This window comes from Acidovorax sp. DMC1 (assembly GCF_056314325.1).
In genome coordinates, this window is the sequence record NZ_JBQUYO010000001.1 from 921,949 (window position 1) to 942,531 (window position 20,583).

21 protein-coding genes are annotated in these 20,583 nt (G+C 67.7%); 14 read left to right on the top strand and 7 right to left on the bottom strand.

From position 1 onward, the window contains the following. Positions 1–44: 44 nt before the first annotated feature. Together ACT531_RS04295 and ACT531_RS04300 are read left to right on the top strand one after the other, a co-directional pair. Positions 45–572, top strand: a complete 528-nt coding sequence (locus tag ACT531_RS04295) for a peroxiredoxin family protein (protein ID WP_476016584.1) — start codon at positions 45–47, stop codon at positions 570–572. A gap of 139 nt (positions 573–711) precedes the next feature. Further along, positions 712–1,584 (top strand): lysophospholipase, encoded by an 873-nt coding sequence (locus tag ACT531_RS04300; RefSeq protein ID WP_476016585.1) that lies wholly within the window; start codon positions 712–714, stop codon positions 1,582–1,584. A gap of 110 nt (positions 1,585–1,694) precedes the next feature. On the opposite strand, the gene ACT531_RS04305 is transcribed toward ACT531_RS04300, so the two are convergent. From ACT531_RS04305 to ACT531_RS04320, 4 genes are all read right to left on the bottom strand, one after another. Then, a complete protein-coding gene (locus ACT531_RS04305; protein ID WP_476016586.1) occupies positions 1,695–2,036 on the bottom strand; it encodes a hypothetical protein in 342 nt (113 codons plus the stop codon). A 74-nt stretch (positions 2,037–2,110) separates the two neighbouring features. Further along, positions 2,111–2,545 (bottom strand): DUF2628 domain-containing protein, encoded by a 435-nt coding sequence (locus ACT531_RS04310; protein WP_288851707.1) that lies wholly within the window; start codon positions 2,543–2,545, stop codon positions 2,111–2,113. A 216-nt stretch (positions 2,546–2,761) separates the two neighbouring features. Beyond that, positions 2,762–3,244, bottom strand: coding sequence for a YidB family protein (locus tag ACT531_RS04315; protein WP_476016587.1), 483 nt, complete (start codon positions 3,242–3,244; stop codon positions 2,762–2,764). Positions 3,245–3,373: 129 nt separating this feature from the next. Further along, positions 3,374–4,744: a M20/M25/M40 family metallo-hydrolase gene (locus ACT531_RS04320; RefSeq protein ID WP_476016588.1), complete on the bottom strand. Its 1,371-nt coding sequence runs from the start codon at positions 4,742–4,744 to the stop codon at positions 3,374–3,376. 156 nt (positions 4,745–4,900) lie between these two features. On the opposite strand from ACT531_RS04320, the gene ACT531_RS04325 reads away from it, so the two are divergent. Beyond that, positions 4,901–5,827 carry a LysR family transcriptional regulator gene (locus tag ACT531_RS04325; protein WP_476016589.1) on the top strand — a complete coding sequence of 309 codons (927 nt, stop codon included), beginning with the start codon at positions 4,901–4,903 and terminating at the stop codon, positions 5,825–5,827. On the opposite strand, the gene ACT531_RS04330 is transcribed toward ACT531_RS04325, so the two are convergent. After that, complete coding sequence (locus ACT531_RS04330; protein ID WP_476016590.1) at positions 5,813–6,997, bottom strand: MFS transporter; 1,185 nt, start codon at positions 6,995–6,997, stop codon at positions 5,813–5,815. The genes ACT531_RS04325 and ACT531_RS04330 overlap by 15 nt on opposite strands. Positions 6,998–7,232: 235 nt before the next feature. Here ACT531_RS04330 and ubiU point away from each other — a divergent pair, with 235 nt between their 5' ends. The 9 genes from ubiU (at position 7,233) to ACT531_RS04375 (ending at position 16,177) form a co-directional block, all read left to right on the top strand. Beyond that, positions 7,233–8,285, top strand: a complete 1,053-nt coding sequence (gene ubiU / locus ACT531_RS04335; RefSeq protein ID WP_476016591.1) for a ubiquinone anaerobic biosynthesis protein UbiU — start codon at positions 7,233–7,235, stop codon at positions 8,283–8,285. Between the two features lie 37 nt (positions 8,286–8,322). Then, complete coding sequence (locus ACT531_RS04340) at positions 8,323–9,285, top strand: U32 family peptidase (protein ID WP_476016592.1); 963 nt, start codon at positions 8,323–8,325, stop codon at positions 9,283–9,285. Positions 9,286–9,303: 18 nt separating this feature from the next. Next, on the top strand, positions 9,304–9,924 hold the full coding sequence (gene trhA / locus ACT531_RS04345) for a PAQR family membrane homeostasis protein TrhA (RefSeq protein ID WP_476016593.1): 621 nt from the start codon (positions 9,304–9,306) through the stop codon (positions 9,922–9,924). A 24-nt stretch (positions 9,925–9,948) separates the two neighbouring features. Continuing rightward, a complete protein-coding gene (gene ubiT / locus ACT531_RS04350; RefSeq protein ID WP_476016594.1) occupies positions 9,949–10,464 on the top strand; it encodes a ubiquinone anaerobic biosynthesis accessory factor UbiT in 516 nt (171 codons plus the stop codon). An 8-nt stretch (positions 10,465–10,472) separates the two neighbouring features. After that, on the top strand, positions 10,473–10,886 hold the full coding sequence (locus tag ACT531_RS04355) for a putative zinc-binding protein (protein WP_476016595.1): 414 nt from the start codon (positions 10,473–10,475) through the stop codon (positions 10,884–10,886). Then, positions 10,879–11,475, top strand: coding sequence for a UbiX family flavin prenyltransferase (locus ACT531_RS04360; RefSeq protein WP_476016596.1), 597 nt, complete (start codon positions 10,879–10,881; stop codon positions 11,473–11,475). The genes ACT531_RS04355 and ACT531_RS04360 overlap by 8 nt, the downstream gene beginning before the upstream one ends. A gap of 66 nt (positions 11,476–11,541) precedes the next feature. Continuing rightward, positions 11,542–13,029 carry a 4-hydroxy-3-polyprenylbenzoate decarboxylase gene (gene ubiD, locus ACT531_RS04365; protein WP_476016597.1) on the top strand — a complete coding sequence of 496 codons (1,488 nt, stop codon included), beginning with the start codon at positions 11,542–11,544 and terminating at the stop codon, positions 13,027–13,029. 174 nt (positions 13,030–13,203) lie between these two features. Continuing rightward, positions 13,204–14,844: a long-chain-fatty-acid--CoA ligase gene (locus ACT531_RS04370; RefSeq protein WP_476016598.1), complete on the top strand. Its 1,641-nt coding sequence runs from the start codon at positions 13,204–13,206 to the stop codon at positions 14,842–14,844. 73 nt (positions 14,845–14,917) lie between these two features. Further along, the gene (locus ACT531_RS04375; protein WP_476016599.1) at positions 14,918–16,177 is read left to right on the top strand and encodes a branched-chain amino acid ABC transporter substrate-binding protein; all 1,260 of its coding nucleotides are present in this window, start codon (positions 14,918–14,920) and stop codon (positions 16,175–16,177) included. A 34-nt stretch (positions 16,178–16,211) separates the two neighbouring features. Here ACT531_RS04375 and ACT531_RS04380 read toward each other — a convergent pair whose 3' ends face one another. Continuing rightward, positions 16,212–16,988, bottom strand: coding sequence for an SOS response-associated peptidase (locus tag ACT531_RS04380; RefSeq protein WP_476016600.1), 777 nt, complete (start codon positions 16,986–16,988; stop codon positions 16,212–16,214). A gap of 208 nt (positions 16,989–17,196) precedes the next feature. Here ACT531_RS04380 and ACT531_RS04385 point away from each other — a divergent pair, with 208 nt between their 5' ends. Further along, complete coding sequence (locus ACT531_RS04385) at positions 17,197–18,486, top strand: acyl-CoA dehydrogenase family protein (protein ID WP_476016601.1); 1,290 nt, start codon at positions 17,197–17,199, stop codon at positions 18,484–18,486. A 152-nt stretch (positions 18,487–18,638) separates the two neighbouring features. Next, positions 18,639–19,208: a DUF3617 domain-containing protein gene (locus ACT531_RS04390; RefSeq protein ID WP_161958942.1), complete on the top strand. Its 570-nt coding sequence runs from the start codon at positions 18,639–18,641 to the stop codon at positions 19,206–19,208. Here ACT531_RS04390 and ACT531_RS04395 read toward each other — a convergent pair. After that, positions 19,192–20,349 carry a diguanylate cyclase gene (locus tag ACT531_RS04395; RefSeq protein WP_110960698.1) on the bottom strand — a complete coding sequence of 386 codons (1,158 nt, stop codon included), beginning with the start codon at positions 20,347–20,349 and terminating at the stop codon, positions 19,192–19,194. The two genes, ACT531_RS04390 and ACT531_RS04395, sit on opposite strands and share 17 nt — an antisense overlap. Between the last annotated feature and the right edge of the window lie 234 nt (positions 20,350–20,583).

The window sequence follows — 20,583 nt, forward strand, 5'->3', positions numbered from 1 at the left end:
GCCCTGGGTGCTCTTTCTCACGCCTTGCATCACCGGGTCACACCATGGACAAACGCTCATTTCTCCACGCCTGCTCTGCAACTGCCCTTGCCACTCTCGCGCCGGCGTCCGGTCTGGCCCAGACCCCGGCTGGCGGCAGCACACCGGGCCCGCTTCACACGCTGACCGGCACCAACAGCGAAGGCAAGCCGGTCATGCTGACGGACTACGCGGGCAAGGTGTGTCTGGTGAGCTTTTTTACCGCTGGCTGCGCCCTGTGCACCAACGAGCTCCGCCTCATGCGCGAGTTTTACACCGCCAATCGCCAGCGCGACTTTGTGCTGCTGGGCGTGAACATGGATGAGAAGGCGGCTGACTTCATGCAGTACATCGAGCTGCTCAAGGTATCAGTGCCCGCCGAGCAGCGTTTTCCCATTGCCTGGCGAAACGCTGAGGGGCACAAGGACAGTTTTGGCGCCATTTCGCGACGTCCCACGCACTTCGTGCTCAACCGCAAGCACCAGCAAGTGCTGCGGCGCGAGGGCAATTTCCTGCCCACCGACTGGGATGACCTCTGGGTATCTCTGGCTTGAAAACCCCGGAGCAGCTTCGCCCGATCAGGGGTCACGCTCTCTGGGTCTTGCCGGCAGTACAAGCCTGACCATTTAGTGCATCGGGTATTTGGGTGCGCCGGGTATGCTGTCCCATCGCGTCTCGAATGCCCTGCTTTCCATGACTTCTGACGAACTGCTTCCTTCGACCCTGACCACCTTCACCGCGAGCGATGGCGAGAACCTGGCTGTGCAGGACTGGCCCCTGCCGCAGGGCGAGCCCTGCCGGGGGACGGTGCTGCTGGTGCACGGCCTGGGCGAGCATGTGGGCCGCTACGACGCGCTGGCCCGCCGCCTCAACGACTGGGGGTTTGCGGTGCGGGGCTACGACCAGTACGGCCACGGCGAATCGGCCGGGCCGCGCGGCGGGCTCACGTCGGACATGCGCCTGCTGGACGATCTGGCAGACCTGGTGGACGCCACCCGCGCCCGCATGCCGGCAGGGCAACCCCTGGTGCTGCTGGGCCACAGCATGGGCGGGCTGGTGGCCTCGCGGTTTGTGTCCCTGCACCTGCGGCCGGTGGATGCGCTGGTGCTGTCCTCCCCCGCGCTCGATGCCGGCCTGGGCGCCGTGCAAAAGCTGCTGCTGGCCACGCTGCCGCGCATCGCGCCCAACCTGCGCGTGGGCAACGGGCTGGACGCGCAGTACCTTTCGCACGACAGCGCCGTGGTGGCGGCCTACCTGGCCGATCCGCTGTGCCACGACCGCATCAGTGCCCGCCTGGCCCGCTTCATCGCCGAGGGTGGCCCCGCTACCGTGGCCCGCGCTGCGCACTGGAGTGTGCCCACGCTGCTGATGTGGGCGGGCAGCGACAAGCTGGTCAACCCTGCGGGCAGCCGTGCCTTTGCGGTCGCTGCACCCAAGGCCGTGGTGCATTCCCACTGCTTTGAGCCCCTGTTCCACGAGCTGTTCAACGAAAGCCCTGAGCTGGCGGAGCCGGTGTTCGACCTGCTGCGGCAGTGGCTGGTGCGGCGCTGTCCCGTGGCGGCCTAGGGGCGTACGGGCCGATTTTTGGATAAAAAGCCTTCAAGCGCTAGTGCATCATGCGTCAGTAGCTATCATTTTTGAACTGGCGGAAACAACATCGGTGGTGCAGACCGGCGCTACCGCCGGTGGTGAGCCACCGTGCCGTAGACGCCCAGTGCGTACACCACCACCAGCACTGCGGCCATCAGGAGGCCACCGCTGGTACAGCTGTCCAGGCTGTCCAGAAAATCGCCCCAGCCGGGTTCGTCCCGCATCTCCAGGTCGTTCCACACCCACAGCACCTTGGCGGCGGTGAAGTACACGAACATGAGCGCGGCGGCGATGCGGCTGCGGCGGTAGATGCCCCACGCCAGCACCCCGCAGATACCTACGTCCAGCCACATCCACGGGGTGAACGTCACCCCGTTGGAACCCAGTGCGGCACCGGTCGTGTTGGCTGCGGTGAGTGCAAACGTCACCAGGGCAGCCCCCCAGGCCCAGCGAATGCAGTGTTGTGCGGCGCGGCTGGGGGTTGTGGGTTGGGGGCCGGGTGTCACAGCCAGCCGTTGTCGCCCAGCATGACCTTCTTGTAGTAGTCGCGGTTGGCCATCATGGCAAACAGGGCGACCCATGCGCCGGTGTAGTGCACCCGGCTCAGCAGGTGCCCAAAGCCCGCCACCGTCACCAGCGTTTCCAGCAGCAGGATGCCCGCAATGCCCAGCCCCCAGTACGCCAGGCCCTTTTTCCACATGCCCTTGGCGACGTAATAAAACGGGCCGAACAGGCCCGCCAGCAGGTTGAAGGTGCACGCCGTGCGCTCAAAGAAGCTCAGATCCTTGAGCTTGGTGAGCTTGAGTCCCCCCGCCCGTTCTATCAGCGCAAATCGTTTTTGCCAGACTTTGGGCAAGTCGGTGGGCACCGCCGTGGGGGTGCCACTGGCTGCGGCGGATGCCGCTTGGGGCGTTGCAAATGGAGTGCCTTCGTTCATGCTGAAAATTCCCTCGGTCGTGTGTTGTTGTGTGCGCCGCAGTGCTTGCCGATGGGCCCGCCTTGCACGGCGCCCGAGATGCTAGGGGCACACCCGTGGGAATTTTTGTGAGCAGTCCTCTGAGTTGTTTGCAGCGGTAACGCGCTGGCCCCACCGAGGGCGCGGGGTGGTGATGAAAATGGCTGATGGCGCTTTCAATTCAAGTGCTAGCAGCTATCACTTTTGAAGCAATCCGCCCAGCATCCCCAGCAGATCGTTGGCCTTGCCAAACCCGCCATGGGGCGCCTGTCCCTGGGGGCTCAGGTGGTCGACCAGGCCCGGCAACACCTGCGCCAGTTGCCCCGCCGCAGCGCTGGGGCCCACACCCAATTGCGACGCGATCTGCGCCAGTGGGCCACTGCCCAGCACCTGGGACAGCTGCTCGCCCGAGATTGCGTGGTTGGGCCCGGCGCTCAGCCACGACGCAATCACGTTGCCCAGCCCGGCTTGCTGGAACTTGGCCATCAGCCCCGGCAGGCCGCCCACCGGGCCGTCGTTGCTGAGGAGGGACATGACGGCCTGCACCAGCTGCGGGTTTTGTGCGGCCAGGCTGATCAGCCCTCCCAGGCCACCACCGGCCCCACCCGCCGCAGCGGCGCCACTGCCGCCTTGCGACGCGTTGTTGATGACGGCACCCAGAACGGAATCGAGCAAACCCATGGTGTTCTCCTGTAGAGGAATGAAGGGCGGCAGTGTGCCAGCCCGGACGGAACCGCCCATGGTACGCACCTCGGCAGCGCCTTCGTGTCAACAATCGTGAACGGGGGGCGCCGCTGTGGTGCCGTGCAACTACTTGGTGCGGGGTGGGCGCTTTTCCAGCAGCGGCGCACTCACGCCCTGCACACCCACCAACCCCAGCACCGTGACCAGCGAGGTCTGGGCACCCTTCCAGGCATCCGTCAGGTCGATCCATTCGGACAGCGCGTGGAACCCGCCCGTCTTGCCGCCGCCCCCGATCACGATGGCGGGGATGCCCAGCGCCATGGGCACGTTGGCATCGGTGCTGGCACCGGCCAGCACGGTCTTGCGGCCAAAGGCCGTGTTGGCGCGCACGGCGGCCTCGACGATCAGCGTGTCGGCGGCGGTGCGGCCACCGGGCCGGTCGCCGATGAGCTTGGTCGAGGCGCTCAGCGTGTTCACACCCCAGCGTGCGTTCTCTTCGGTCACGGCGCTGTCCACAGCGGCCAGCACCTGCTTCTCGGTGGCCAGCAGCGGGGCCATCTCGTCGGAGCGGATGTCCACCGCCATGCGCGCATCGGGCGCGATGGTGTTGACGGACGTGCCGCCGCCCACCGTGCCCACGGTGAAGGTGGTCTTGGGGCTCTTGGGAGTGCGGATCTCCGCGATCTTGGCGATGGCGCGGCCCATGCCGTGGATGGCGCTGGGCACCTCGCCGAACGCGGCGTAGCTGTGACCGCCCGGGCCCTTGAAGGTCACCTCGTGGCGGTGGCTGCCCGTGCCCAGCACCAGCACTGTGCCGTCGGGCGCGGGCTCCAGCGCCACCATGCCGTCGATGTCCAGGTGTTCCTTGAACAGGTGCTTCATGCCGCGCAGGTTGCCCAGCTCTTCCTCGCCCACATTGCCCACAAACACCAGGTCGCCCACGGTGGCGATCTTCTGGTCGTTCAGCACCTTGAGCCACGACAGCAGCACGGCCAGGCCGCGCGTGTTGTCGGAGATGCCGGGCGCATACAGCTTGCCGTCGCGCTCCTTCACCTTCACATCGGTGCCGGAGGGGAACACGGTGTCCAGGTGGGCCGAGATGACCAGCTTGGGCCCGTTGCCGGTGCCCTTGCGGATACCTACCACGTTGCCTTCGGCGTCGATGGCGGCGTTGGTCAGGCCCAGGGCCTGGAGCCGTGCCAGGAAGGCTTCGGCCCGCTTTTGTTCCTTGAACGGCGGCGCCTCGATCTCGGTGAGCATGCGCAGGTCTTCGGTGGCGCGGTCGTGGTCGGCCTTCACGGCGTCGAGCAGTTGCAGGATCTGGGGTGCGGCCATGAGCTGGCCATAGGCCTTGTCGACGGCGGGGCGCAGCACGGTGGGCGTGGGCGCCACGGCGCCGAACTGCGCGTGGGCGGCGCCGGGCAGCCAGGCGGCGGTGGCAAGGGCCATGGCACCCGCAAGGGCCGTGGCACGGAAGGTGCGGAGAGGAAGGGTCATGGTGATCAGCGAAACACAAACAGAATGAAAAGTGGGAGCGTGGCCCGTCCAGCGCTGCAGCAGGCACCCCGGACGGGCTGGATGGCCATGCAATTGTTGGACCGAACCCCGCCCCTGGGCTCTGCTTTAATCTGCCCAGCCGACAGTTTTTCTTACATGCGCAAACACATCCCCAGCACCCGCGCCCTGCTTGTTTTTGACGCCGTGGCTCGCCACCACGGCGTGAGCAAGGCGGCCGAAGAACTCTGCCTCACCCACAGCGCCGTGAGCCAGCAGCTGCGCCTGCTGGAGGGCCAGCTGGGCCTGCAGCTGGTGCAGCGCGGCGCGCGGGGCTCCACCCTCACCGACGTGGGCCGCCGCTACCACGCGCAGATCGTGGGCGACCTGTTGCGCCTGCAGAACCACACCCTCGAAGCCATGGCCCAGCGGCCCGATGGCGCGCGCCTGCTGGTGGGCTGCGTGCCCGTGTTTGCCGAGCGCTGGCTGCTGCCCCGGCTGCCCGCCTTTTTGGCCGCGCACAAGGGCTGCAGCCTGCACTTGCAGGTGTACCCCACGCAGATCTACATGGCGGAGATCCCGTTTGACGTGGCCGTGCAGTACGACGACGCGGCCTGGCCCGGCGTGGTGCCCGCGCCCCTGATGCCTGAGGTCTGCGTAGCGGTGTGTGCGCCGCAGTCGCGCCACCGGCGCGCCACAGAGCGCGGCGACTTCCGCGCCGTGCCGCTGCTGCAGCTCAGCTCCCGCCTGGGTGCGTGGGACGACTGGCTGGGCCGGGCAGGCATCACGCGCGTGCCGGCCCACACCCTGGGCGGCCACCGTTTTGATCTGTTCTCGATGCTGGTGGAGGCGGTGCGCGCTGACCTGGGTGTGGGCGTGGTGCCGCGTTATTTTGTGGAGCGCGAACTGCAATCGGGCGAGCTGGTGTTGGCCCACCCGCACCACGACAGCGGTGCGCGCGGCTACAGCCTGTTTGTGGCGCCGGGGCGGCTGGAAGACCCTGCGGTGGCGGCCTTTGCACAGTGGCTGCGCACCACGGCGCAGGCCGAAGGTGCTGTGGCCGACCGCGCTTCAGGCACCGCTTGAAACGCGCTGGCGTTGCAGGCCCAGCCAGGCCAGCGCCAGCCCCGTCACCACAATCGGCACCAGCGAGCCGGCGTTCAGCAGCGTCCAGCCCTGTGTGGTGACCAGCACGCCCGACGAGAACGCGCTCAGTGCCAGCGTGGCGTACACGCAGAAGTTGATGGCCGCCTGCGCACGGTCCTTCTCCTCCGGCTGGTAGGCCGTCATGGCCAGCGTGGTGGAGCCGGTGAACAGGAAGTTCCAGCCCACGCCCAGGAAGAACAGCGCAATGCCGAAGTGGTGCAGCTCCACGCCCATCAGCGCCACCGCCACACACGCCAGGTTGAGCAGCACACCCGTGCCCATGATGGGCAGCACGCCAAAGCGCTTGATGAGGTGCCCGGTGACAAAGCCGGGCGCGAACATGCCGATCACATGCCACTCCAGCACCAGTGCCGAGGCATCAAAGTCAAAGCCGCACACCTGCATGGCCAGCGGCGTGGCGGCCATCAGCAGGTTCATCACGCCATAACCTAGTGCGGCGCCCACGATGGCGACGATGAACGCAGGCTGGCGCATCAGCACCTTGAGCGGGCGGCCCTGCTCGCGCTGCCCCGCCGCATTGAGCACCACGGGCTGCGCCTCGAAGCGGATCGCCGCCATGCACAGCATGGACAACAGCGCCACGCCGATCAGCGCGATGTAGGCGCCAGCAAACGGCACCGGAAATAGCGTGCGCGTGGCGCTGGCCAGGTTGGGGCCCGCCACCGCACCCAGCAGGCCACCGGCCAGCACCAGCGACACGGCCTTCTCGCGGTAGTCCGGCTTGGCCAGTTCGGCCGCCGCAAAGCGGTACAGCCCGCCATTGGCGCTGTAGTAGCCCGCCACCACCGTGGCCGTGCACAGCAGCCAGAAGCTGGCGCTGAACGCCGCCCAGGTACACAGCGCGGCCGACACCACGGCCACGGCCAGCCCGATCTGGAACGACACCTTGCGCCCCCAGCGCGCCTGGCTCTGCGCCACCAGCGGCGTGGACAGTGCACCGCCCACCACATAGCCCATCACCGGCAGCGTGGCCATCCAGCCAAAGGGCGCCAGTTGCAGGCCCATCAGGCCGTTGATGGCGATGAAGACAACGTTGTTGGTGAGGAAAAGGCCTTGGCACAGGGCCAGGAGCCACAGGTTCTTGTTCACGGCAGGGGGCGCTCGGGGCGGGCAGAGAGAGGTGCGTTGGGTGGGGGCTGGATGCAAGTCAAGGCCGGTGGGCAGTGTGGTGCGCCAGGAGGGCCACGGCACATCAAAGCCCGACTGCTTTGCTCCAGCATTGTGCACTGCCGTTGATGAAGATCAGCGGACGCGCGGGATGCGCCCCGTATGGTGGCGCCCTGTGCTGTGGCTCCCCACCGGGGCCAGCGTTTGAATGCTTGTGATGGACCCCTTGAAATCGACGGCCGCTGCCTTGCCCGAGGCAGCGAGCCCTGCCATGGAACTGGTTTGCCCCGCAGGCAGCCTGCCTGCCCTCAAGGCCGCCGTGGACCATGGCGCCAACTGCGTCTACCTGGGCTTGCGCGACGCCACCAATGCGCGCAATTTTGCGGGCCTCAACTTTGACGAGGCAGCCATTGCCCAGGGCATTGACCATGCCCATGCGCGCGGCTGCAAGGTCTTCATGGCACTCAACACCTACCCGCAGGCCGCCAACCCTGGGCCCTGGCGCAGCGCTCTCGACAAGGCGGTGGACCTGGGTGTGGACGCCGTCATCCTGGCCGACCCCGGCCTCATGCAGCATGCAGTGCAGCACCACCCCCGGCTGCGTCTGCACCTGTCGGTGCAGGGCTCGGCCACCAACTACGAGGCCATCAACTTCTACCGCGAGCAGTTCGGCATCGTGCGTGCCGTGTTGCCACGCGTGCTGTCGATGGAGCAGGTGCGCCAGGTCATCGACCGCACACCGGTCGAGATCGAGGTGTTTGGCTTTGGCAGCCTGTGTGTGATGGTCGAGGGGCGCTGTGCGCTGTCGTCGTACGTGACCGGCGAATCGCCCAACACGCACGGCGTGTGTTCACCCCCGAAGGCCGTGCGCTGGATGGAGACGCCGCAGGGCCGCGAGTCGCGCCTGAACGGTGTGCTCATCGACCGCTATGCGCCCGGCGAAAACGCGGGCTACCCCACGCTGTGCAAGGGCCGCTTTGACGTGGGGGACGACGAGAACTACTACGCCATCGAAGAGCCCACCAGCCTCAACACGCTGGAGCTGCTGCCCCAGCTGCTGAAGATGGGCGTGCGCGCCATCAAGATCGAAGGCCGCCAGCGCAGCCCGGCCTATGTGGCGCAGGTCACCCAGGTCTGGCGCGAGGCCATGGACCAGTGCCTGGCCTATCCCCACCGCTACGCGCCCAAGACGCGCTGGATGGCCAGCCTGGACCAGGTGGCAGAAGGCCAGCAGCACACGCTGGGCGCTTATCACCGCCCGTGGAAGTAGTGCTTCTCCATCACGACAACCTCCCAGAAACCGCCCCATGAAACTATCTCTCGGCCCGCTGCTGTACTACTGGCCCCGCGACACCGTGTTCGCGTTCTACGAGGCCATGGTCGCCACGCCCGTGGACGTGGTGTACCTGGGCGAGACGGTGTGCTCGCGCCGCCACGAGCTGCGCCTGGCCGACTGGCTGGCGCTGGCGCGCATGCTGCGGGACGCGGGCAAGGAGGTGGTGCTGTCCAGCCAGGTGCTCATCGAGTCCAGCGCCGACGTGGGGGTGATGCACAAGATCACGGGCAATGGCGAGTTTCTGGTTGAGGCCAATGACATGGGGGCCGTGGGCTGCCTATCGCGTGCGCCCGCCGGGCCGCGGGGCTTTGTGGCCGGGCCGCACCTGAACCTGTACAACGCGCACTCGCTGCAGTGGATGGCGCAGCTCGGCGCCACGCGCTGGGTGATGCCGCTCGAAATGTCGCAGGAGGCGCTCTGTGCTGTGCTGGCGCAGCGGCCCGCCGGCATCGAGACCGAGGTGTTTGCCTACGGCCGCATGCCGCTGGCCTACTCGGCGCGCTGCTTCACGGCCCGCCACCGCAACCTGCCCAAGGACGACTGCCAGTTCAGCTGCCTGCAGCATGCCGACGGCCTGCCGCTGCGCACGCGCGAGAGCGAAGGCTTTCTGGTGCTCAACGGCACGCAGACCCAGTCGGCCCGTGTCTACAACCTGGCCAACGAACTGGCCGCGATGCGCGCCCGGGGCGTGGACGTGGTGCGCCTGAGCCCGCAAGCGCAGCACATGGCGCAGGTGATTGATTCATTTGACGAAGCCCGCCGTGCCGCAGCGGCCGAAGCCCCTGCTGAAAACGAGCCCGACTTTGTGGAGCGCATGCAGCCCTTCATGCCCGATCTGCCCTGCAACGGCTACTGGTTCGGGCGTCCAGGGCTGGAGCAAGGGATGCAAGGCGCGGCGGGCGGTGCAGCCGCTCAGCCCTCCATGCACCCGTAACCATCAGGCAGATACACCATGTACCCCGGAGAACGTTTCAACAGCATCAGCCACCTGGTGGGCGCCTTGCTGGCCACGGCGGGCACGGCCGTGCTCATCACCTTGGCGGCGCGCCTGGGTGACCCGTGGAAGGTGGTGGCGTTCAGCATCTACGGCGCCATGCTGGTGGCGCTGTACGCCGCCTCTACCGCGTACCACAGCGTGCGCCGGCGCACCATCAAGGCCGTGCTGCAACAGCTGGACCACTGCAGCATCTACCTGCTGATCGCGGGCAGCTACACGCCGTTTGCGCTGGTGTCGCTGCGCGGTGCCTGGGGCTGGTCGCTGCTGGGCGTGGTGTGGGGGCTCGCCCTGCTGGGCATTGCGCAGGAGATCTGGTGGGCGCGCGGCGCGCGTGTGCTGTCGCTGGTCATCTACGTGCTCATGGGCTGGCTGGCGCTGGTGGCCGTGGTGCCGCTGTGGCAAGCGCTCACGCCGGCCGGGTTTGCCTGGCTGCTGGCGGGCGGAGCCTGCTACACGCAGGGCATCGTCTTCTATGCGCTGGACCACCGCGTGCGCCACGGCCACGGGCTGTGGCACCTGTTTGTGCTGGGTGGCAGCGTCTGCCACTTCTTCACCGTGTTTTTCTACGTGGCCTGAGGGCCCTTTTCCCCTTACTGTTCAATGGCGGCTTCTCCTCTCTCCTTTCCCCTGGTCGTTCCCGCCCCCGTGGGTGCCGTGCTGGCGCGCCTGCCCGCCTACCCCGGCTCGCTGCTGCTGGTGACGGCGCTCAACCTGGCGCTCGCGCGGCACCTGCCCGATGACGTGGGCCGCTTGCTGCTCCACAAGAAGATGCGGGTGCAGGTGCGCGATGCGCGCGTGGCCTTTGACTTTGCCTGGACGGGCCAGCGCTTCGCCCCCCACGCGCCGCTGGTGCTGCCGCAGGTGGCCGACGTCACGCTGAGCGCCACGGCCCATGACTTTTTGCTGCTGGCCCAGCGCCAGCAGGACCCCGACACGCTGTTCTTCAGCCGCCGCCTGTCGATGGAGGGCGACACCGAGCTGGGCCTGGTGGTGAAGAACGCGCTCGATGCGATCGAGCTGCCCGTGCTGGACCCGCGCCAGTGGGTGCAGAGGTTGGCCCCGCGCGAGGTGCTGGGCCACCTGCGGCGCCGCCTGGACCCCACACCACGCCACTGAGGATGAGCATGGACACCGACACCGATCTCCAGAACCACCCTTTGGTTTATTCCTGCTCTGGCTGCTCCAGCGCCGCCCAGCTGGCCAACCACGTGGCACTGCAGCTCGACCGGCGCGGCGTGGCCGAGATGTCGTGCATCGCCGGTGTGGGCGGCGATGTGCCGCACCTGATGAAGACCGTGCGCTCGGGCCGGCCCATCATCGCGCTCGACGGCTGTCCGCTGGTCTGCGTCAAAAGCACCCTCGCGCGCCACGGCATTGCGGCCGACCGGCATTACCAGCTGCAGCAATACGGCGTGAAAAAGCGCGTGCACGAAGACTTCGACCCCGTGCAGGCCGCGCTGGTGCTGGAGCAGGTGGAGGCCGACCAGCGCGCGCAGCCCCTGGCCCGGCCCGTCGCCGTGGAGCCCTCGCATGGCTGATGCTGCCCACCCCCGCCGCATCATCGTGGCCATCTCGGGCGCCAGCGGCGCCGTGTATGGCGCGCGCCTGCTACAGGTGCTGCAGGGCCAAAGCGGCATCGAGACCCACCTGGTCGTCTCTGACGCCGGCTGGCGCAACCTGCAGCATGAGCTGGACATGGACCGCCCCACCGTCGAGGCCCTGGCGCACCGCGTGCACGACGTGGGCAACGTCGGCGCGGCCATTGCCAGCGGCTCGTTCCTGTGCCACGCCATGGTGGTCGCGCCCTGCTCCATGCGCACGCTGGCCGCCATTGCGCATGGGCTGGCCGACAACCTGCTCACGCGCGCGGCCGACGTGGCCCTCAAGGAGCGCCGCCGCCTGGTGCTGATGGTGCGCGAGTCGCCCCTGCACCTCACCCACCTGCGCAACATGGTGGCCGTGACCGAGATGGGCGGCATCATCTGCCCGCCGCTGCCCGCCTTCTACCTGCGCCCGCAGACCGTGGGCGAAGTGGTGGACTACAGCGTGGCGCGCGTGCTCGACCTCATCGACGTGCCGCACAACCTGGCGCCGCGCTGGCAAGGTCTGGAGCTGGATGCTCCTTGATTAATAGCTGCTAGCGCTTATTGGATAAGCGCTAGCGGCAAATTTCATTCATATTCTGGACCTGACATGGCCTACCGCGACCTGCGCGACTTCATGGCCCAGCTCGAAGCCACGGGCGACCTGCGCCGCGTGGGCGAAAGCGTCTCGCCCCACCTGGAGATGACCGCGCTCAGCGACCGCGTGCTGCGCGCAGGCGGCCCGGCGCTGTTGTTCACCCAGCCCACGGGCCACCGCATGCCGGTGCTCACCAACCTGTTTGGCACCACAGACCGCGTGGCCCGCGCCATGGGCGTGGCCGACCTGCACGGCGTGCGCGCCCTGGGCGAACTGCTGGCCACCCTCAAGGAGCCCGAGGCGCCGAAAGGCTTCAAGGACATGCTGGGCATGGGCCAGCTGCTCAAGACCCTGTGGAACATGGCGCCGCACACCGTGGCGCGCGGCGCACCCTGCCAGCAAGAAGTGTGGGAAGGCCCCGACGTTGACCTGGCCCGCCTGCCCGTGCAGCACTGCTGGCCCGGCGACGTGGCCCCGCTCATCACCTGGGGCCTCACCATCACGCGCGGCCCGCGCAAGGCCCGGCAGAACCTGGGCATCTACCGCCAGCAGGTGCTCTCGCGCAACCAGGTCATCGTGCGCTGGCTGGCGCACCGGGGCGGCGCGCTGGACTTTGCCGACCACTGCGCCCAGCACCCCGGCCAACCCTACCCCGTGGCCGTGGCGCTGGGGGCCGACCCCGCCACGCTGCTGGGCGCCGTCACGCCCGTGCCCGACAGCTTGAGCGAATACCAGTTCGCCGGCCTGCTGCGCGGCGCGCGCACCGAAGTCGCGCCCGCGCTCGGTGTGCCGCTGCAGGTGCCGGCCACCGCCGAGATCGTTCTCGAAGGCCATATCCAGCCCGATGCCAACCACAAAAGCGGCTGGCAGCACGCGCTGGAAGGGCCGTACGGTGACCACACCGGCTACTACAACGAATGCGCCGAGTTCCCCGTGCTCACCGTGGACCGCATCACGCTGCGCCGGGACGCGATCTACCACAGCACCTACACCGGCAAACCGCCCGACGAGCCCGCCGTGCTGGGCCTGGCGATGAACGAGCTGTTCATCCCGCTCTTGCAAAAGCAGTTCCCCGAGATCGTGGACTTTTATCTGCCGCCCGAAGGCTGCAGTTACCGCATGGCCGTGGTCAGTATCCGCAAGGCCTACGCGGGCCACGCGCGGCGCGTGATGATGGGCGTGTGGAGCCACCTGCGCCAGTTCATGTACACCAAGTTCATCGTGGTGGTGGATGCCGACGTGGACGTGCGCGACTGGAAGGACGTGATCTGGGCCATCACCACCCGCATGGACCCGGCGCGCGACACCCTGCTGGTGGAGCACACGCCCATCGACTACCTGGACTTCGCCTCGCCCGTCAGCGGCCTGGGCAGCAAGATGGGGATGGACGCCACGAACAAGTGTCCGGGGGAGACGCAGCGGGAGTGGGGCCGGCCCATGACCATGGACGCCGCCGTGCAGGCGCGCATGGACGGGCTTTTCGCTGCGCTGGGCCTTTAAGGGCCCCGCGCGCCACGGCGCACCAAGGTGGTGCTGCGCACCCTCAGTCGCGCAGACGACAAGCCCGCCCCGCGTTGTTTGCGACGATGCGCAAGCCTCACATAGAAGGCTCTGCACCGGCAACCTGTGGATGCCGCGATGCAGCAAGGCGCACATCCCTAGGAGACAACGGCAATGCAGCAGCACCAGCCCGGCAGCATGATGGACCGGCCTTTACTGGTTTCGGCCATTCTTGAGCATGGCGAGAACCAGTACGGCGATCAGCAGATCGTTTCGCGCGACACCGATGGCCGCCTGCACCGTTACCGCTTTGCCGACATGGCCCAGCGCGCCCGGCAGCTCGCCAACGCACTGCAGGCACTGGGCCTGCGCCCCGGCAGCGTGGTGGGGTCGCTGGCCTGGAACAACCACCGCCACCTGGAGGCGTACTACGCCGTGTCGGGCAGCGGCATGGTCATGCACACCTGCAACCCGCGCCTGCACCCCGAGCAGCTGGCCTACATCGTCAACCACGCCGACGACGAGGTGGTGCTGTTCGACACCACGTTCGCGCCGCTGGTGCGCGCCATTGCGGCGTCGTGCCCCCGCGTGCGGCACTGGGTGGCGCTGTGTGATGCCGACACGCTGGGCAGCATCGACCTGCAAGGCGTCAGCGGGGTTGAGGCGTACGAGACGCTGGTGGCCCGCCAGAATGACCGCTTCACCTGGCCCCTGTGCGATGAGAAGGCTGGCGCGGCGCTGTGCTACACGTCGGGCACCACCGGCAACCCCAAGGGCGTGCTGTATTCGCACCGGGCGCTGGTGCTCAGCGCCCTGTCGGCCTGCATGCCGGGCGTGCTCAGCATCAGCGCGCGGGAGACCATCCTGCCCGTGGTGCCCATGTTCCACATCAACGCCTGGTGCCTGCCCTATGCAGCGCTGATCGGCGGCGCCAAGCTGGTGCTGCCTGGCCCGCGCCTGGATGCGGCCAGCCTGTACGAGCTGATGGAGACCGAGCGCGTCACCGTCAGCGCGGGCGTGCCCACGATCTGGATGGGCCTGATCCAGCATGTGGAGCAGCACGGGCTGCGCTTTAGCACCATGCGGCGCACCGGTGTGGGCGGCTCGGCCATGCCCAAGGCGCTGATCGCCAAGTTCAACGACGTGTACGACGTGGAGGTGCGCCACGGCTGGGGCATGACCGAGACCACGGCCATCGCCACCATGAGTGTGCTGGGCGCGGCCGATGCCGAGCTGCCGCCCGAGGACCGCCACGCACTGGTCGCCAAGCAGGGCAAGTCGGTGTTCGGCATCGAACTCAAGCTGGTTCATGAAAACGGCGCCGAGCTGCCGCGCGACGGCGTGGCGCAGGGCGAGCTGATGGTGCGCGGCCAGTGGATCGTGGACCGGTACCACAAGGCCGAGCGCTCGGCGCTGGTGGATGGCTGGTTCCCTACGGGCGACATCGCCACCATCAACCCGCAGGGCGTGGTGCAGATCCGCGACCGCACCAAGGACGTGATCAAGTCGGGCGGCGAGTGGATCAGCTCCATCGACCTGGAGAACGCCGCGGTGGCGCACCCGGCCGTGGCCATGGCGGCGGTCATCGGCGTCAAGCACCCCAAGTGGGACGAGCGCCCGCTGCTCTTCATCGTGCGCAAGCCCGGGCAGGAGCTGGACAAGGCGCAGATCCTGGAATTCCTCGCACAGCGGGTTGCCAAGTGGTGGCTGCCCGACGACGTGCTGTTTGTTGACAGCCTGCCCCTGGGCGGCACCGGCAAGGTCCAGAAGAACGAGCTGCGGCAGCGCCATGGCGCGGTGTTCGGCGGCGAATGACACCCCTGCGCGCTGACGGTTTTCGGTTTTGGCTTTCCTTTCGTTCCCACTCACCCACCCCACGGAGACACACATGAACATGGTTCCCAGGAAATGGCCACGCCATTGGTTGAAGGTCGGCGCATGCGCCGCAGCGCTGGTGATGGCGACGCACGCCGGGGCGGCCGAGACGGTGAAGATCGGCTTCATCGACCTGCTGTCCGGCCCGTTTGCGCTCACCGGCCAAAGCTCGCTCAACCAGCTGCGTGAGGTGGTGGCCCAGGTCAACGCCAAGGCCGGGCCCAACGAGCCCAAGTTCGAGGTGATGGACTTCGACAACAAGGGCACGCCGCAGGAGAGCCTGAATGCGCTCAAGGCCGCCACCGACCGGGGCGTGCGCTACATCACCCAGGGCGGTGGCTCGGGCGTGGCGCTGGCGCTGGTGGATGCGCTCAACAAGCTCGCCGAGCGCGACCCCGAGCGCGCGACCGTGTACCTGAACTACGCCGCCATGGACCCGCAGCTCACCAACGACCGCTGCAGCTTCTGGCACTTCCGCTTCTATCCGTCGAGCGAGATGAAGATGGAGGCGCTGACCACCTATCTGCAGGGCCGCAAGGATGTGAAGCGCGTGTACCTGCTCAACCAGGACTACACCCACGGCCGCCAGGTCTCCAAGGCCGCCAAGGAATACCTGGCCCGCAAGCGGCCCGACATCGAGATCGTGGGCGATGACTTCATCCCCATCGCGCAGACGCGCGACTTTGCCTCGTACGTGGCCAAGATTGCCGCGACCAAGGCCGACACCGTCATCACCTCCAACTGGGGCAGCGACCTCACGCTGCTGTTCAAGTCCTCGCGCGACTACGGCCTGAACATCAACTACTTCACGCTCAACGCCAACAACCCCGGCACGCCCGCGCAGATCGGGCCCTGGGGCGAGGGCAAGGTCGGGGTGATCTGGAACTGGGTGCACAACGCGCCCACCCCCGAGCTGGAAAAGATCTACGTGGACTACAAGAAGAAGACGGGCGAGGACTTTGTGTTTGCCGCGCACTGGAACAGCGTGCACATGCTGCGCGAGGCCATGCGCAAGGCCCAGTCCACCGATGCCAAGAAGGTCGCCTTCGCGCTGGAAAACATGACCTACAAGAGCCCCATGGGCGAGGTGCGCATGCGCAAGACCGACCACCAGCTTGAAGCGCCGCTGTACCTGGGCATCTGGGCCAAGCAGGGCAGCAAGGGCGTGAAGTACGACGCCGAGAAGACCGGCTACGGCTTCCGCTCTGAAGTGGCGTGGGACAACTACATCAGCGCCCAGCCCACGTCGTGCCAGATGAAGCGGCCGTCCTGAGCACCCCCGCCGCGCCGCTCCGGCGGTGCGGGCTTCAACCCAGCCAGCCCTTGGGCACCTTGTCGGCCCTTTTCTCCACGGGATTGGCGGTGAGTTTTTCTGCCGCGTACTGGCGCATGAACTCCTTGGCCTTGTCGGGCCGGGCCGTAAGCCAGGCGTCGTAGGCGCCTTCGTTCAGGATGGCGGGCATGCTTTTTTCGCTGCCGGGCTGGCCGTAGCGGTGCAGCAGGGCGTGGTTGTTGGCGTTCACCGTGAGCAGGCAGTAGCTGATGATGACCTCGCCCGACTCGGCCCCTGCGCCCTGCCAGCGCGCCCACAGGCCCGCCGCGCCCATGGGTTTGCCGTCCACGCGCGCCACGCGGGTGGGCACGGCCTTGCCGCTGCGCAGGTCGTCTTCATAGAACGCCACCATCGGCACGATGCAGCGCTGGCCGTTCAGCCAGGCATCGCGAAACGCGGTGCCGGTGGAGGCCAGGTCGGACTTGGCGTTGACCAGCTTGGGCGCGCGCAGCTTGGCGTCGGATGCCGACTTGACCCAGTGCGGCACCAGGCCCCATTGCGCGGGCACCAGCACCCGGGTGGAAGCGGCGTCGCTCTGGGTGTTTGAAGACGTCGTGGGGGCAGCTTCTTCAACCGCGCCGGCCGTGCTGGCCGGCCCTTGGGCCAGGGCGGTGGCCGTTGCTGCATGCACGATGAAAAAGCCCGGCTTGCGGGGCCACAGGTGGCGTTCACCCAGCGCCGCAGGGGGCTCGACCGCAAACGCCTCGCGGTAGGTGTCGGCGTGCTGCAGGGTTTCGTAGTGGGTACTCATGGAGCCATGGTACCTGCGTGGTGATGGGTGTCAGGCCACATTTCAAGTAAAGCGGGTTGGTAGCGCTAGTGCAATATGCCTGACTAGCTATCAATAGCGTAGCAGATGGGATACCGTCACCGAAAGCTCCCGGGCAGGCCGTGATGTGCGTCAAGCCCGTTGTCGCCTGCGTTGTGACGTGTGCTGGCGCGGTTTTCACAATGGCCGCATGGACTTCGCACTCTCCCCCTTGGCCCTTGCACTGCGTGATCGCCTGCTGGCTTTCATGGACCGCTATCTGCTGCCCTACAACGCCGCTTGGCACGCGTCCGTGGCGGCGGGCGACTACCCGCCGCCGTTTGTCGAAGACCTCAAGGCGCTGGCGCGTGAGGAGGGTTTGTGGAACCTGTTCCTGCCCACGCTGCGGGATGATGAGCCTGGCACGCGCCTGTCCAACCTGGACTACGCGCCGCTGGCCGAGGCCATGGGCCGCCTGCCCTGGGCGGCCGAGGTGTTCAACTGCCAGGCGCCAGACACCGGCAACATCGAGCTGCTGCACCGCTTTGCCACGCCCGCCCAGCGCACGCGCTGGCTGATGCCGCTGCTGCACGGCCAGATGCGATCGGCCTTTGCGATGAGCGAGCCCGATGTGGCCTCGTCCGACCCCACCAACCTGCAGACCACGGTCCGGCGCGAGGGCGATGACCTGGTGCTCAGTGGCCGCAAGTGGTTCATCACCGGCGCTGCGCACCCCCAGTGCCAGCTGCTCATCGTGCTGTGCCGCAACGCAGATGCCGACAGTGAAGACGGCCACCACCGCCACAGCATGGTGCTGGTGCCCGTGGACACGCCGGGCGTGCAGATCGTGCGCAACATCTCCGTGCTGCACCACCATGCGCCGGAGGGGCATTGCGAGATTTTGTTGCGCAGCGTGCGCGTGCCTGCCGACCACCTACTCGGCGACTGGGGCTCAGGGTTTGGGATGGCGCAGGCGCGCCTGGGGCCGGGCCGCGTGCACCACTGCATGCGCACCATCGGTCAGTGCGAGCTGGCCCTCTCCCTGGCTACCGAACGCGCGCTGGAGCGCACGGCGTTCGGCAAGCCGTTGGCCGAGCAGGCCAATGTGCAGGAATGGCTGGCCGAGTCGCGCATCGAGATCGACCAGGCGCGTCTGCTGGTGCTGCACGCTGCGTGGCTGCTGGACCAGGGCGATGCGACAGATGCGCGCACCGTGCGTGCCCAGGTCGCCGCCATCAAGGTGGTGGCCGCGCGCCTGCAGCAGCGCGTGGTGGACCGGGCCATGCAGATTTTTGGCGCGATGGGCCTGTCGCCCGACACGCCGTTGGCCGCCCTCTGGACTTGGGGCCGCGCGCTGCGGCTGATGGACGGGCCCGACGAGGTGCACCTGCGCACCGTGGCGCGGCACGAGCTGGCGCAGGCGCGCGCGGGCCTGGGGGCATCGGCAGCCTACTTCACCACCCCCGAGCAGCTACGCGCGCCGCCGCACCTGAGCGCCTGAGGATGGAGACCCACGGAGACCGTGTGCCGCTGCGCGCGGGCCGCAGCCGCTGCTTCCCACCTTCCACCGTGCACTTGGTGGTTGGTACTTGGCAGCAAAGGCCGGTGTGTCGATACTGTCGGCTCCGCCGCTGGCACCGAGGCCCCACCACCATGCACACCCCCATCCCCCGCGCTCTCGCCGTTGTCCTCTCCGCCACCGTGCTTGGCCCCGGGCTCTGGGCCACGGCCCATGCCCAGACGCAGAAGCTGCGGCCCGGCCTGTGGGAGAACAGCGTGACCATGAAAAGTCAGAGCGGCCAGCTGGAGGCCGCGATGGCGCAGATGCAGAAGTCCATGGCCAGCCTGACGCCTGCGCAGCGCAAGCAGATGGAACAGGCCATGGCCCAGCAGGGTGTGAGCATGGGCCCCAGCGGCAATACCGTGAAGGTCTGCATCAGCCCCGAGCAGGCCGACCTGGACCGCATTCCGGCGCAGGAAGGCTGCACGCAGAACGTGCAACGCACGGGCCCCAATGCCGTGGCCATGACGTTCAGCTGCAAGGGCACCCAAGGCCAGCCGCCCACCACGGGCGAGGGCACGATGACCTTCCAGGGGCCCACAGCCTACACGGGCAATTTCAAGGTCAAGACCACGTCCAACGGCAAGCCCGAGCAGATCGACATGGTGCAGAACGGCAAGTGGCTGGCCGCTGACTGCGGCGCGATCAAGCCCGTGCGCTAGTCCCAGAGGCCACAGGGCGGTGGGTGGCCGGCGCCACCACCACGCGGTTGCGGCCCAGGGCCTTGGCGTGGTACAGCGCCTGGTCGGCGCGTTCCAGCGTGTGCTCCACGGTGTCGCCCGGCAGGTGCTGGGCCAGGCCGATGGACACGGTGAGCTGCAGCGAGCCTGCGCTGTGGGCAATCTCCAGCGCCTGCACGGCCTGGCGAATGCGTTCGAGCAGCTCGCGCGCATGGTCTGCCGAGGTGTCGGTGAGCATCAGCACAAACTCTTCGCCACCCCAGCGGGCCAGCACGTCGGTGTCGCGCACGCTGGCGCGCACCGTGCCCGCAAAGGCCTGCAGCGCGCGGTCGCCGGTGGCGTGGCCGTGCTGGTCGTTGATGGGCTTGAAGTGGTCGATGTCCAGCTGCGCGAGCAGCAGCGGGCGGCCACTGCGCAGGCTGCGGCGGTGCTCCAGCGCCATCAGGTCGAGCATGGCGCGGCGGTTGATGAGGCCCGTCAGCTCGTCGCGGGTGGCCAGTTCGCGGTTGACTTCGAGCGCCTGGGCCAGTGCCTCGCGCTGCTGCTGCAGCTTGGCGCGGATGCGCTGGATGCGCAGGTTCAGCGCAATGCAGCCGCTGAGGACGATGAGCACCATCAGCGCATAGGCGGTGTCCAGGTAGCCCGAGGCATTGGCATTGAAGCGGGAGCTGACGCCGATGGCGCTGGCAAAGGCCAGCAGCGCATACACGCCGATGCCGATCACCTCAGCCACCGTGAGGCCGAAGGTGCCGAAGAACAGGATCATCGCCAGCACGCTGGGCACCAGCCCCCGCGCATCGCCCGCCAGCACATAGGCCACCGCACCGCTGGTGATGGTCCAGACCATTTGCGGGATGGTGAGCGAGGGGTCGCGCAGGCGGGCGGTTTCGCCCGAGCGGATGAAGGCCGTCATCACCACCAGTCCGCCCACCGACAGGGCGGCCCACCATTGCACGGCGGTCTGGTCCACGGAGGTGCTGGAATGCGCCACCAGCAGCATCACCCCAGCGCTGCCTGCCATCAGCGTGAGCGCCAGCAAGGCCATGCCCACCAGCGTGCGCCGCCGGGGGTCGGTGGAGAGGATCACATCCTTGAGGCGCTGCCAGCGGACGGGTGGGCGCAAGGTGGGGGGCTCCGGCCAGGAGGGAGGGCCGCGCGGAGCGCGGGCGGGGTGGCCAGAACCCGTGGGATTGGGCGTTACCGGCCAATCAGCGATTTTACGGTGAGGTAATGCCGGGCGTACAGGCCCAGGGCTCCTCTGCACGAATCGAGCGGTAAGTGGGCACTGCGGATCGGGATGGGCTGCAAGGCGCAAAACGCAGCAATAGCCGTCGCTATTGCGAGTATTTGCAACGCC